9 protein-coding genes and 2 rRNA genes are annotated in these 15,078 nt (G+C 33.4%); all 11 read right to left on the minus strand.

Translation table 4 applies throughout. The annotated features are described in order from the left end of the window. Positions 1–57: 57 nt before the first annotated feature. Positions 58–2,971: ribosomal RNA gene (locus tag MENTO_RS02175) — 23S ribosomal RNA — on the minus strand. 208 nt (positions 2,972–3,179) lie between these two features. Then, a 16S ribosomal RNA gene (locus MENTO_RS02180) occupies positions 3,180–4,704 on the minus strand. The 16S and 23S rRNA genes sit together here, the layout of an rRNA operon. 242 nt (positions 4,705–4,946) lie before the next feature. Continuing rightward, on the minus strand, positions 4,947–5,393 hold the full coding sequence (locus tag MENTO_RS02185) for a MepB family protein (RefSeq protein ID WP_099651237.1): 447 nt from the start codon (positions 5,391–5,393) through the stop codon (positions 4,947–4,949). A 2-nt stretch (positions 5,394–5,395) separates the two neighbouring features. Continuing rightward, positions 5,396–6,628, minus strand: coding sequence for a replication-associated recombination protein A (locus tag MENTO_RS02190; RefSeq protein ID WP_099651238.1), 1,233 nt, complete (start codon positions 6,626–6,628; stop codon positions 5,396–5,398). Positions 6,629–6,678: 50 nt separating this feature from the next. After that, positions 6,679–9,042: an endopeptidase La gene (gene lon / locus MENTO_RS02195; protein WP_099651239.1), complete on the minus strand. Its 2,364-nt coding sequence runs from the start codon at positions 9,040–9,042 to the stop codon at positions 6,679–6,681. Positions 9,043–9,151: 109 nt separating this feature from the next. Then, a complete protein-coding gene (gene tig, locus MENTO_RS02200) occupies positions 9,152–10,432 on the minus strand; it encodes a trigger factor (protein ID WP_099651240.1) in 1,281 nt (426 codons plus the stop codon). Positions 10,433–10,455: 23 nt separating this feature from the next. Further along, complete coding sequence (locus MENTO_RS02205; RefSeq protein ID WP_099651241.1) at positions 10,456–10,755, minus strand: MMB_0454 family protein; 300 nt, start codon at positions 10,753–10,755, stop codon at positions 10,456–10,458. A gap of 24 nt (positions 10,756–10,779) precedes the next feature. Further along, a complete protein-coding gene (efp, locus tag MENTO_RS02210; RefSeq protein WP_099651242.1) occupies positions 10,780–11,337 on the minus strand; it encodes an elongation factor P in 558 nt (185 codons plus the stop codon). A gap of 61 nt (positions 11,338–11,398) precedes the next feature. Next, on the minus strand, positions 11,399–11,920 hold the full coding sequence (locus tag MENTO_RS02215) for an ECF transporter S component family protein (protein WP_164703974.1): 522 nt from the start codon (positions 11,918–11,920) through the stop codon (positions 11,399–11,401). Continuing rightward, a complete protein-coding gene (fmt, locus tag MENTO_RS02220) occupies positions 11,913–12,854 on the minus strand; it encodes a methionyl-tRNA formyltransferase (RefSeq protein ID WP_099651244.1) in 942 nt (313 codons plus the stop codon). The genes MENTO_RS02215 and fmt overlap by 8 nt, the downstream gene beginning before the upstream one ends. After that, on the minus strand, positions 12,841–14,970 hold the full coding sequence (locus tag MENTO_RS02225; protein ID WP_099651245.1) for a DUF2779 domain-containing protein: 2,130 nt from the start codon (positions 14,968–14,970) through the stop codon (positions 12,841–12,843). Before MENTO_RS02225 ends, fmt begins: the two co-directional genes overlap by 14 nt. Positions 14,971–15,078 lie beyond the last annotated feature (108 nt).

Here is a 15,078-nt window from a genome sequence, read left to right on the forward strand (position 1 = left end):
TTAAATTGTTCTCTGAAAACTGGATATTAGATGATTACATACTCAATTGCTTCTTTTTTCTAAAATTCTCTCGATCTATTAGTAATGGTTAGCTTAATGCCTCGCGACACTTACACATCCATCCTATCAACCTCATAGTCTATAAGGGATCTTACATTCTAAAGAAATGGGAAAATTCATCTTAAAGGAGGCTTCTCGCTTAGATGCCTTCAGCGATTATCCGTTCCACACATAGCTACCCTGCTGTGCCACTGGCGTGACAACAGGAGCACCAGAGGTGTGTCCATTCCGGTCCTCTCGTACTAGGAACAGCTCTCTTCAATTTTCCTACGCCCACAACAGATAGGGACCAAACTGTCTCACGACGTTCTGAACCCAGCTCGCGTACCGCTTTAATGGGCGAACAGCCCAACCCTTGGAACCGACTACAGCTCCAGGATGCGATGAGCCGACATCGAGGTGCCAAACCTCCCCGTCGATGTGAACTCTTGGGGGAGATCAGCCTGTTATCCCCGGGGTAACTTTTATCCGTTGAGCGACGGCCCTTCCACTCGGGACCGCCGGATCACTAAATCCTACTTTCGTACCTGTTCGACTTGTAAGTCTCACAGTCAATCACACTTATACTTTTGCGCTCTATGCATGATTTCCAACCATGCTGAGTGTAACTTTGAGCGCCTCCGTTACATTTTAGGAGGCGACCGCCCCAGTCAAACTACCCACCAGACACTGTCCTTAACCCGGATAACGGGTCGAAGTTAGAAATCCAATATAACGAGGGTGGTATTCCAAGGTTGACTCCACTGGCCCTAGCGGTCCAGCTTCAAAGTCTCCCACCTATCCTCTACACGTTATACCAAATTTCAATATCAAGTTATAGTAAAGCTCCACGGGGTCTTTCCGTCTAGTTGCGGGTAACCGGCATCTTCACCGGTACTAAAATTTCACCGAGTCTGCAGCCGAGACAGCGAAGGGATCATTACGCCTTTCGTGCGGGTCAGAACTTACCTGACAAGGAATTTCGCTACCTTAGGACCGTTATAGTTACGGCCGCCGTTCACCGGGGCTTCAATTCGAAGCTTCGCTTGCGCTGACTTCTCCTCTTAACCTTCCGGCACTGGGCAGGCGTCACCCCCTATACTTCGTCTTGCGACTTAGCAGAGAGCTGTGTTTTTGCTAAACAGTTGCCCCTCCCTCTTCACTGCGGCTCAACTTGCGTTGAGCACTCCTTCTTCCGAAGTTACGGAGTTATTTTGCAGAGTTCCTTAGCTACAGTTATCTCGCTTACCTTAGGATTTTCTCCTTGACCACGTGTGTTCGTTATAGGTACAGGCTACTAGTTATTAAGTTAGAAGCTTTTCTTGGAAGCGTAGGGTCATGTACTTCGTTACTAGGCGAACCGTTCACTCCTCATAACACTTCAACGTTTAATACAACACGGATTTGCCTATGTTGCCGTCTTTGTGCTTAACCCAGGACATCCATCACCTGGGATACACTACCTTTCTCCGTCACTCCATCACTAACTAGCAGGTACAGGAATATCAACCTGTTGTCCATCGACTACGCCTTTCGGCCTCGCCTTAGGTCCTGACTAACCCTGGGTGGACGAACCTTGCCCAGGAAACCTTGGTCAAACGGTATGAATGATTCTCACATTCAATCGTTACTCATGCCGGCATAATCACTTCTAATCGTTCCACCAGTCCTCACAGTCTGACTTCATCACAATTAGAACGCTCCCCTATCACTGTATTAAAAATACAATCCGTAGCTTCGGTATTAGGTTTAGCCCCGGTACATTTTCGGCGCAGAATCACTCGACTAGTGAGCTGTTACGCACTCTTTAAATGGTGGCTGCTTCTAAGCCAACATCCTAGCTGTCTGTGCAATTCCACATCCTTACACACTTAACCTAAATTTAGGGACCTTAGCTGACGATCTGGGCTGTTTCCCTCTCGAGCATGGACCTTATCACCCATGTTCTGACTGCCGAGTATCCGACAATGGCATTCGGAGTTTAATTCTATTCAGTACCCCTAGGTGGGGCCATCATAGATTCAGTGCTCTACCTCCATTGCGGTAAACCTCGACGCTATACTTAAATATATTTCGGGGAGAACTAGCTATCTCCGGGTTCGATTGGAATTTCACCGCTAGCCACAAGTCATCCGCGGTCATTTCAACGAACGTCGGTTCGGTCCTCCATTTGGTTTTACCCAAACTTCAACCTGCTCATGGCTAGATCACCCGGTTTCGTGTCTAATGCAACGTACTAAACGCCCTATTAAGGCTCGCTTTCACTACGGCTCCGCATATTCTGCTTAACCTCGCACGATACATTAACTCGCCGGCTCTTTCTACAAAAAGCACGATATCACCCATTAACGGGCTCTATCTTCTTGTAAGCACATGGTTTCAGGAACTATTTCACTCCCCTCTCGGGGTACTTTTCACCTTTCCCTCACGGTACTGGTTCACTATCGGTAAAATGGGAGTATTTAGGCTTGCCGAGTGGTCTCGGCGGATTCCGACAAAATTTCACGTGTTTCGCCGTACTCAGGATCCATCTAAGAGATCAACACATTTCGTATACGGGGGTATCACCCTCTATGCCGCTACTTCCCAGTAGCTTCTACTATATGTTGATTTTGTAACTCTAAAAAGATGTCCTACAACCCCAGCCCGTAGACTGGTTTGGCCTCTTCCGCGTTCGCTCGCCGCTACTAACAGAATCATTATTTATTTTCTTTTCCTCTTGGTACTAAGATGTTTCAGTTCCCAAGGTTCCCTTCTCATAAGCTATGTATTCACTTATGGATAATACGAGATTAATCGTATTGGGTTTCCCCATTCGGATATCACCGGATCAAAGCTCACTTCCAGCTCCCCGATGCTTTTCGCAGGTAATCACGTCCTTCTTCGGCTCCATTTTCCAAGGCATTCACCATGTGCCCTTACTATTTTTTAGAAAAAATCTTAAAGCAATTGATAATTGATTCAGTAAAAATTTATTTTTATTTGTTAAAAATTGTTGATTTATTTTAATCTTTTACAATGCTTTTCATCTAATATTCAGTTTTCAAAGAACAATTCTCTTTCAGAGATTATATTTAAATAATCCCTGAAAACTAAATAGAACATATAATAGTCAATCTGTTTTGTTTTTATCTCCATAGAAAGGAGGTGATCCATCCGCACGTTCCCGTACGGATACCTTGTTACGACTTAACCCCAATCGCTAGTCCTACCTTGGGACGCGCCTTCCTTACGGTTAGGAAACGTACTTCTGGTATTACCAACTCTCGTGGTTTGACGGGCGGTGTGTACAAGACCCGAGAACGTATTCACCGCGACATAGCTGATTCGCGATTACTAGTGATTCCGGCTTCATGAAGTCGAGTTGCAGACTTCAATCCGAACTGAGACCGACTTTTTGAGATTAGCTCCCCCTCGCGAGATTGCGACTCTTTGTATCGGCCATTGTAGCACGTGTGTAGCCCAGGACATAAGGGGCATGATGATTTGACGTCATCCCCACCTTCCTCTAGCTTACACTAGCAGTCTCGTTAGAGTCCTCAACTTAATGTTAGTAACTAACGACAAGGGTTGCGTTCGTTGCGGGACTTAACCCAACACCTCACGGCACGAACTGACGACAACCATGCACCACCTGTATCAATGTTAACCTCCACTACATCTCTGTAGCTTTGCACTGTATGTCAAGCCCTGGTAAGGTTCTTCGTGTTGCTTCGAATTAAACCACATGCTCCACCACTTGTGCGGGTCCCCGTCAATTCCTTTGAGTTTCACTCTTGCGAGCATACTACTCAGGCGGAGTACTTAATGCGTTAGCTGCAGCACTGAGGTAATCCCCAATACTTAGTACTCAACGTTTACGGCGTGGACTACTAGGGTATCTAATCCTATTTGCTCCCCACGCTTTCGTGCCTCAGCGTCAATAATCAGCCAGTAAGCCGCTTTCGCCACTGGTGTTCTTCCATATATCTACGCATTTTACCGCTACACATGGAATTCCGCTTACCTCTCTGATATTCTAGTCCCGCAGTTTTCAAGGCGAACCGGAGTTGAGCTCCGGGCTTTAACCTCAAACTTGCGAAACCGCCTACGCACCCTATACGCCCAATAAATCCGGATAACGCTTGCCACCTATGTATTACCGCGGCTGCTGGCACATAGTTAGCCGTGGCTTTCTGGTAAGGTACCGTCAAGATAAGAGCATTTCCTCTCCTATGTTTTCTTCCCTTACAACAGAGCTTTACAACCCGAAGGCCGTCATCACTCACGCGGCATTGCTTCATCAGACTTTCGTCCATTGTGAAAAATTCCCTACTGCTGCCTCCCGTAGGAGTCTGGGCCGTATCTCAGTCCCAATGTGGCCGATCAACCTCTCAGTTCGGCTACGTATCATCGCCTAGGTGGGCCTTTACCCCGCCTACTAGCTAATACGCCGCATCCTCATCTTCTAGTGATCCAAACGGATCTTTGAATGTTTTCTCATGCGATAATAACATCCACATGCGGTATTACCTTTCGTTTCCAAAAGTTATCCCCCGCTAGAAGGTAGATTAGATACGTGTTACTCACCCGTTCGCCACTGAGGTGCAAGCACCTCCGTTCGACTTGCATGTATTAGGCATGCCGCCAGCGTTTATCCTGAGCCAGGATCAAACTCTCATTTTAAATTATTGTTTTGATTCTGACTATTATATTTTTTTGTATATTATTCTGTACTCAATTTGAAATTGTTACAGGATTGTACAATTGTTGTTCTATTTAGTTTTCAAAGATCATTTCCCAATCAGGGACTTTTTAATAATAGCATAAGTTTTTATCAAGTTGCAATAAATTTTAAAAAATTTTTCCAAAAAATAAAAAAAATGTTGAGACTACTTAGTTTTGCCTCAAAATTTCTTTAATTTTTATTAAATTAGAAAACTATTTTTTATTTCGAAAAAATGTTTCGTTTCTCATGTTTTTGTTTTCTCCGCTGTTGAATTTAAATCATTAATTCAATTAGGATAAACTCTAAAAGCCATTTTACCTCTTTTATTTTCAAAAGATAAAATCCCATTATTCAGTAATGTATTTTTATCAAAAACAAAATATCCTTCATTAGTTCCATCTAACACATAAAGAATAAGTTTATCAATTTGATCATTATAATTTATAGGAATGTTTTTATTCTCTATTTTATACACTGCTACAAAATATCCTGCTTTTTTAGGAGTCTTCTTAACTTTTCTGAAATAGCATGTTTCTCCATGAAGAATAAATTTTGCGGCTTCATATTCTTTATTTATTATTTCAATTTTAATATCTGTGATTTTATTTTCAAAAATTTCATTCATTCTTTTAATTGATTCATACATAATTATTTTTTCATCTCCTCATATAAGGATCAAAGTTTTCTTTCATACGCAGAATTAGATTTTGGTTTAAAGTATTTAATATTTTTAATTTCATCAGGAAGGTACTGTTGAGCTACTCATCCTTTTTCTTCAACGTGTGGATATAAATAATTTACTCCCCTATTTAATTTAATTGCTGATTTATAATGATTATCTTTTAAATGAGATGGTACATCATATGCCATTCCGTTCTTAACATCTTCAAAAGCTTTGCTGCTTGCCATTAAAGCGGAATTAGATTTTTGACTTAAGGCCATTTCAATAATAACTAAGCCTAATGGAATAATTCCTTCGGGCATACCAATTTGTCTAAAAGCATCACAAGCTTGCATAACTCTTGGTGGCAAAGTTGGATTTGCTAATCCAATATCTTCATATGCCATAATTATCATTCTTCGCATTAAAGTTTCATAATCTCCAATTGATAATAATCTACTAAAATAATGTAAACTAGCATCCACATCACTACCTCTAACTGATTTTTGCAATGCAGATTTTAAATCATGAAAATCATCACCAGCTGCTCCACTTGGATTTTTACCTTGAGAAATTATTGTTGAAATTAAATCCATTGTTATTTCTTCGCCTTTATATAATGAATCAAATAATTCAATGTTATTTAATAAACTTCTAATATCTCCACTATTAAGCTCACATAAATATTTAAGCGACTCTGGTTTAATATTAATATCGATTTTTTTATCACTTATTAATTTATTAACAAAATTGAAAGAATCTTCATGGTTAATTCTTTTTAGTTCTAGTATTGTTGCTCTACTTCTAATTGCTGGATTTATAGTAAAAAATGGATTTTCTGTGGTTGTAGCAAATAAATAAACATTTCCGCTTTCCATAAAATTTAATAAAATATCTTGCTTATCACGATTTAATCTATGAATTTCATCAATGATTAAAATAAATCTTTCTTTATTAATAGCTTTATCAATAATCTTTGTTAAATTTTCTTTTTTATCATAACTAGCATTAAAAAGATCATATTCAATCTTTAAATCATTGGCTAGAGCAATGGCAAAAGAAGTTTTTCCGACACCACTTGGGCCATAAAAAATTAAAGACCTGCAAAAATTATTACTAATCATTCTTTTGATTAAACCATCTTCTTTTAATAAGTTTTCTTGTCCTATTATTTCTGATGTCGATGTTGGTCTTAATAAATATGCTAATGGTGTATTCATAATTCCTCCTAATAAAAAATAACTAGTGTTTACTAGTTATTATTCTACTCTTATTTTGTTTCAAAAACTATCCCGAATACTTCTTCATATTTTTCAGCTGGAATAATTTTTAATTTTGCTTTTACTTCATCTGGGATTTCGTCTAAGTCTCTTTCATTTTTCTTTGGAATGATGATTGTTTTTAATCCGCTTCTTGAAGCTGAAATAGATTTTTCTCTTAAACCACCAATTGGCAATACATTACCTCTTAGTGTAATTTCACCAGTCATACCAATTTCTTTTGAAACTGGTTTATCTGAAAGTGCTGAAATTAAAGCTGTTGTGATTGTAATACCTGCACTTGGACCATCTTTTGGAACTGCTCCTTCAGGAACGTGGATGTGAATATCATTTTCTTCAAATATTTTTTTATCTACACCAAATTTTTCATAATTTGACTTTACATAAGTCAACGCTATAGTTGCTGATTCTTTCATTACTTCACCAAGTTTACCAGTTAAAATTAGATTTCCTTTACCTGGGTATAAACTTACTTCAATTGGCAAGATATCTCCACCAAATTGTGTATACGCTAAACCAGTAACAACTCCAATTTGTGATTCTTCTTGTTTTTCAGTATGATCAAATATTCTTTTACCTAATAAATCATTAACTTGTTTTTCATCAATTACAATTTTATCCATTTCACCATTTAGATTTTTAACAATATATTTTCTAATAATAGAATTAATATGTCTTTCTAGTTGACGAACACCAGCTTCTCTAGTGTAGTATTTAATTATTTCATTAATTGAACCTTCAGTAAATGAGATTTCTTCTGATGTCAATTCATGTTGTTCAATTGCTTTTGGAACTAAATAGTCTTGTGCAATTTTAACTTTTTCAATTTCTGTATAACTTGATAAGTTTATGATTTCCATACGGTCATATAATGCTTCTGGAATATCTTCAGGGTAGTTAGCAGTTGCAATAAACATAACTTGACTCAAGTCATAAGGTTCTTCAATATAGTGATCTGAGAATTCTTTGTTTTGTTCTGGGTCTAAAACCTCTAACATTGCACTTGCAGGATCACCTCTGTGATCAGATGCCATTTTATCAATTTCATCAAGCAAGAATAATGGGTTTTTTACTTTTGCTCTTTTCATTGTTTGAATAATTCTTCCAGGCATTGAACCTACATAAGTTTTTCTGTGTCCACGAATTTCTGATTCATCTTTTACACCACCTAAACTTACTTTAACAAAGTTTTTTCCAACTGCTTCAGCAATTGATTTTGCTAAACTAGTTTTCCCAACTCCTGGAGGACCAACTAATGTTATAATTGGTGCTTTTAAAGATTTAGTTTTAGTTTTAACAGCTAAATATTCAATAATTCTTTCTTTAACTTTTTTCATTCCATAATGATGTTTGTCTAAGATTTCTTTTGCATATTTTAAATCAGTCAAATCTTCAGTTTCTTCTCATCATGGAATACTCATCATTCAATCAATATAGTTTTTCTCTGTGTTTCACTCAGGTGTTCCTGATTGAAGAGCTTCTACTCTTTTAATTGAAGCTAAAATTTTTCTTTTAACTTCTTCTGGGAATGGTTCTTTAGATAAACGATCTTTGTATTTGTCTAAAGAGCTATCATCAGAACCATCTTCATCTTCTAATTCGTCTTTGATGATTCTCATTTTTTCTCTTAAATAATATTCTTTTTGTTGCTTATCCATTTTTTCTTTTAATTTATGGTTTAATTCTTGTTCAATTTCATTTTTATGTCTAGCAGCATCAATTGATTCAGCATTTCTAGTTACAATTCCATCCTCTGAAAAAATTACTCTTTCAATGATAGATCATCTTTCTTTTAAAGATGAAGATGTTATATATTCTGAATTAGTTAAAATTTTTGAAGGTGCAAGTTTAAACATAATTGAATCAAAAGCTAAACTTAAATCGTCAGATTCACCTGAAATTAATTGTTTAATTTGCTTTGTTACTAAACTTCCTTTAGTTTTAATAGCTTCAGAAATTTTTTCAATTAATTCTTCGTACTCTTGTTCAGTAAAATCATTAATTGATTCAATTAACTCAACTTCTGCATAAGGTACTTCATCTTCATTTTCAAAGAAATTAATTACTTTACATCTTTGGATTGGATTTGTGCTGATTGTTAATGAATTATCTTTTCATTCTTTGATCACTTCAAAATCAATTAAAATTCCAAACTTATGTAAATCTGAAAATTCTGGCTTTTCAACAGAAGCATCGATTTGCGGTATTGCAATCATTTGATTATTTGAATTTTTAATTGCATAATTAACACTTGCTAATGTGTTTTTTCTTCCAACTTCTAAATTTTCTTTTATTCCAGGAACAATAAATGAACCTCTAATTTGGAAAATAGGTAGTTTTATTTTTTTACTCATTTTTATAACCTCCCACGTGGTTAAGTATATATTATCATATTGATTAGCAATTACAATAGTAGAGTGCTAAAAATAAAAAAACCTTTATCAGGTTTGATTATTTTTATAATTATCCGTTATTTGAGTATAAGAAGTCAACCAATAAATCATTGATTATTTCTGATTTCAACATTTCTGGATTTACCATAGTTTTGATTTGATCAGCAGGAATTCCAAACTGTGCCGCTAAATTTTCGAATTTTGCATTAATAGCTTCTTCAGTAACTTCAAATTTTTCTTTACTTCTAATTTCAGTTGTTACTAAGTAAGTTTCTAATTTATTTTTAGCATCAGCTAATAGCTCAGCTTTAATTGCATCGTCATTTAAACCTGTTACTTTTTTGTATTTTTTGATATCTAAACCTTGTTGTTTTAATTGAGCTTCAAATTCTTTTCTTAAATCAGCTGCTTGATTTTCAATAGCTGATTTTGGTAATTCAATTGTTGAGTTTTTAATAACTTCAGCAATAATTTCATTTACAAATTGGTTTTTAACATTTTGTGATTTTTGTTTTGCAATGTCTTCTTTTACTTTTGCTTCAAATTGAGCAAAAGTTTCAACATTAGGTAAGTTTAAATCTTTTACAAGTTCATCATCTTTTTTAGGTAATTCTCTTGCTTTAATTTCAGTAATGTTTAATTCAAAAGTTGCTGGTTTATTTGCTAATTCAGGAGTGTATCCTTCAGGGAAAGTTACATTAATTTTAGCTTCTCCTAATCCTAAACCAATCATTGAATCTTCAAATCCTGGGATAAATTGGTTTGAACCAATTACTAATTTGTGACCTTTAGCTTCTCCGCCTTTGAAAGCTTCACCATCGATGAACCCTTTAAAGTCAAAAGTAACGATGTCACCTTTTGCAATTTTAGCATCAGCTGCTTTTGGTTTTTCCATAACAAATTGTTCACAGTATTGATCAATAACTGCTTCAATTTCTTCATTTGTAACTTCAACAGTTTCTTTTTTAACTGATTTTATGTTTTTGTAATCACCCAATTTAATTTCAGGTTTTAAGTCAAATAAGAATTCAATAACTAATTCTTTTTCGCTTACTTTTGCTGGAATTGGTTCTGGTGAGTTCATTGGCTCAATTTTAACATCTTGAGCTCTTGCAAAATCAAATGCTGGAGAAACCATAATTCTGTATGCTTCATTGTAAACTTTTGAAGGAGTTACATATTTTTCAGCTTGAGCAGCTGGAATTTTTCCTTTTCTGAATCCTGGAACTTCTAAGTTAGCAAGAACTCTATTTTTTGCTTTTTTTAAAGTTTCAGTTCATTCTGTTCCATCAATAGTAACAATTCATTTACCTTGACCTTCTTCAATAATTTTTAATTCTGTGAATTTCATTTTTTATTCCTCGTTATTCTATTCTATCTTTTGTAAGCAATAGCAATATTTTTTGGCTTAATGCTTAAAGTTTTTATAATTATTTCCTCTACTATTTTATTAATTTGATTTTCTTCTAACATTTGAGCTTTGTTTTTTAAATCAATTTTAATTAAAACATAAAGTAAGTTATCATGATATAAGTCTGTTAATACTTCAATATTATCTACATTGTTTAAATCTGAGTTTGAACGCATTAGAATTGTATTCTGAATTAACTTATTTAAAGCATTAACTTCAATTTCTAATGCTCCACGATTATTTCTCTCTATTGAAATATACATATTCTTACACCTCTATTTCTTTTATTATTGAGCTCTACCGCTATATTTACCATCTACTGTAGAAATAATAACTCTTGTTCCTACATTAACAAATAATGGAACCATAATATCTAATCCAGTTTCAACAACAGCTTTTTTTAATGCTCCACTTGTTGTATCACCTTTAACTGCTGCCTCAGCTTCAGTTACTTCTAATTCAACTTTATCTGGTAAAGAAATTCCTAAAACTTCTCCATCAAATTCAGTCATTTTAATCATTAATCCATCTGTTAAGAATTTACTTTCTCATTCTAATCTAGTCATTGGAATTTGAATTTGTTCATAAGTATCTGTATCCATTAAGTATGCATCAGTACCATCATTGTATAGGTATTGCATATCTTTTCTTTCAATCATCGCTTTTTCAACTTTTTCTCCACCAGTGAAAGTTATTTCAACTCTTGATCCAGTTCTCAAGTTTTTAGCTTTTACACTAACTTTTCCTTGTTGTCTTCCTGTTTTTGAGAAAGACTGTTCAATAACAACAAATAAATTACCTTCGTATATAAATGTTGTTCCAGGACGTAAATCATTTACTGACATTTGTTTTCCTTCTTTCTTTTTTAAGATTTAATTTTAATCATAGTAAATTATAGCATTTAACCTAAAAGTTTGAAAGTTTTTCATTTAGTTTTGTTTTTGATAAAGTAAAATACATAACTTCAAAAATAACTATTGAAACTATTCATTGAATACTATCAACAATTGCTTCTTTCAAAGCGAGCCCATTTCTTGTTGAAATTTCTTGTGTATTTCAAACTACATAATATAAAAATGGGATATATAAAAATACTAAACTCGCTGCTAAAATTACTGCTGCATGCTTTGTTATCAATTTTGAACCATACTTCATAATAAAGAACATTAATACATTTATTAAAATTGTTATACCCATTGTTATTACTGAATTTAAGGCTAAATCCATAATAGCTCCATAAACAATTCCACCAACCAACATTCCATATCCTGGTACTAAATAACAAAAGACTAAATAAACTCCGGTTGTGAATTGAATAGCAACTCCATCACTTGTAAATAGCATTGTTACTAAAGACAATGTAACCAGTAAAGCTGATAACATTCCAATTAAACAAATATATTTAATTGATCACCTTTTCTTATTCAAAATAATCGCCTACTTTTAAATCTGATAAATTAGTTAGTTTATATGCACTAGCTTCCATCATTTTTTTACCTGGTTTTTGAATTAGTTGAATTTGAACTTGCCCATTGTTTGTTTGAACATTAATTCCATTCTCATTAATATCAACAATTGTTCCAGGTTTTTGTTCGACATTATTATTAATTATTTTTACTTTTTGAATTTTGTATCTTTCTTGACCTTTAAATGTATGAGCAATTGGTCAAGGAGATAAACTTCTAACATGATTTCAAACATTAACTGTTGAATCATTTCAATTAATTCTTTCTTCTTCAGTTGAAATATTTTTTGAAAAAGTTACTTGATCTTCATTTTGTGCGATTGGTCCTAATTCATTATTATAAATTTTAACTAAGTTTTCTTTGATCATTTTTTGACCTAACTTTGCTAATTTTTCAAACATAGTTCCAGTATCATCACAATCTTCAATCTTTATAGATTCTTGAATGTAATAATCACCAGCATCCATTTTTTTTACCATTTTCATAATTGAAATTCCTGTTTCAGAATCTCCATTTTTAATGGCATACTGAATTGGTGCTCCACCACGATATTTAGGTAATAGACTACCATGAATATTTATTGAATCAATTCTTGGTAAATCCAAGATTTTTGTAGGAACAAACTGACCATATGCACAAGTTACAATAAAGTCACTTTCAATTTTTGCAATTTCATCATAAGCTTCAGAAATTTTAACAGGTTGAATTATTTTCAAATTATTTAATAAAGCAACTTCTTTTACAGGAGTTGGTTTTAATTCTTTTTTTCTACCTACTGGTCTATCTGGTTGAGAAATAACTAAAACTATTTCCACGTTTTCCATTTCAGTTAGAGCTGTTAAAATGTCAGCACCAATTTGTGGAGTGCCACAAAATATAACTTTAATTTTTTCCATTGTAAGCCTCCACTAATTCTTTAACTTTTTTAAGAATAACTACCATTGCTAAAGTATCTCTATCGCAATATTTAAGCATTCCTTCTTTTACTTTCAAATCTCAAGCTGCTTTTGGTATTCTACCATCAACAAACTTTCTAAATGTTTCACTAGCTTTATCGCCTTTATTGATTACTAAATCATTATATGAAAAACTAGGATCTAAACTTGGTTGTGTTTTTTTAATTGAATAACTACCTTTAAAATTTGGGTGATAAATTAAAAATGCTGGTCTACCAGTTCCTTTTGTAGCACTTGTAAAGAAATCCATTAAATCAACTGTGTTTTGAATAATATAAGCTAATGGTTTAGCATATTTAGGAAACATCATTGCTAATTTTCTTAATACACCTTGTTCAAAACTTTTGTTATAAGCAACATAAACACCAGGGCCATGTTTAAATGAATCTTTAATAAAGTTTTCAATAAACTTAATTCTTGGATCTGTATCTTGTTCATTACTTAAAAAACTATAGTGATGCATTGTTTCAGGTTTATTGTAGTCATAATTTTCATCAACTATTACATCAATTGAATATTGAAATGGAGTTTGATAGTAAGTATTAACTAAATTAAATCTTGGGATTGCTCATTTAGATGTTTCAAAGTCATACATATAAATAGGAAAATCTTTATAAATATTTAATAAACTATCTATTCATTCAATATTATCAAAATCTATAATTCTTCATTTTGATTCATCATCTGGGTATTGTTTTTTCAAATCATAAACTTCAAACATTCTTTTTGCAATTCTATTTTTTTCAAAAAATGATTCGCCTTTATTATTCAGTACAATACTTGGTTCAAACAAACTTTCATAATCCTTGAAGTAAGGTGATTTTGAATTTCTTATAACATGTGATTTTAAAGCGCGTTTAAATTTTCCAATGTTTCAAAACCCAGGTTCATTTTTATCAAACCAGTTCATTACATGATAACAGTTATCATATTCATCATGGTTAAATCCATGATCTCAATTTCCAGCACGGTCTTTATTGTAATTTAAAGTACATTTTTTATTATGCATAAACTCTGGGATTTCACCATTTTCAGATTTAATATTTAAGTAGTTTGATAAAGTTACAAATATTTGATCTAAATCAAACTTTTCTCTGAACATTTTCAATTCATCTTTTAAAGTAGGTCTCTTTGCGTTAGACCCATATGTTAAATAATCAAGCGCTATTAATTTATCTAATTCAACTTCAATTGGATCTGTATCATATTCAACTTCAAAATCACTTTTAACAAATTCTTCAATTTCTTCATATTTAATTTTTCCAAGTTGGTTTATAAATTCTTTTGCTTGATCACCAAAAGTTTTAGCAGTTATTATTAAATCTGAGTTCATTACATAATCTGAATTAATTTTTGCAATACAAATATCATCAACAATAAATCCACATTTTTCTAAAACAAATACTTGATACATTAAGTCAAAGAAATGTTCAGCTTTAACTTTTGTTGTAGCCTTAGCTTCAATGATTTCAACGTGTTTGTTTTCTTTAATTTTTAAAACGTCACATCTTGTTCTAATTTTTTCATTATCATAACTGAATGCTGCTTCATAAATATATTCACAATTATCTTCTTTAAGTAATTCTTTTGTTTTTTGTTCTGCTTCAAAGAATTTCATTTCATCTAAGTTTACTGTTATTTTTTTATTAGTTCTTTTATCATTTGCAATGATATTTTTCATGTCAAAGTATTCTCTAACTTTATCCCCAAACGCATTACCATCTTCAATTGTTTCACCTGCAAATAGTTCTGGATCAAAGCCTGTTTCAGAATCTCATGCTGAATTTCATCTTTTAAGAAATTCCTCTTTTTCATTTTCGTCTAAAGAGTCAATGTTTAGGTATGCAGAAAAAATATCAATTGATTCTGCTGATTCAGAAAATTCATTTTCATCTTCAAAATTAGCATCTGCATCAATTTCAAGGATCCTATCCTTCTTTCATTTTACAGCACTGGTAAAATTTTCTTTATTATCCCAAACTCAAGCTTTTTTAACGCACTCTTTCATTGCAAGCTTAAATGTCTCTTTATTAACTTTTGCATTCAATTTAAACATATTTTTCTCCTTATTAAAGTTTTTATTATTTATATTTTATCAACTTTACATGTGTTATTAATGTGTTAATAAAAAATAACTTGCATTATGAGTACATAATTACAAGTT

The sequence above is a fragment of the Mesoplasma entomophilum genome (assembly GCF_002804125.1).
Taxonomy (GTDB): domain Bacteria; phylum Bacillota_I; class Bacilli_A; order Mycoplasmatales; family Mycoplasmataceae; genus Mesoplasma; species Mesoplasma entomophilum.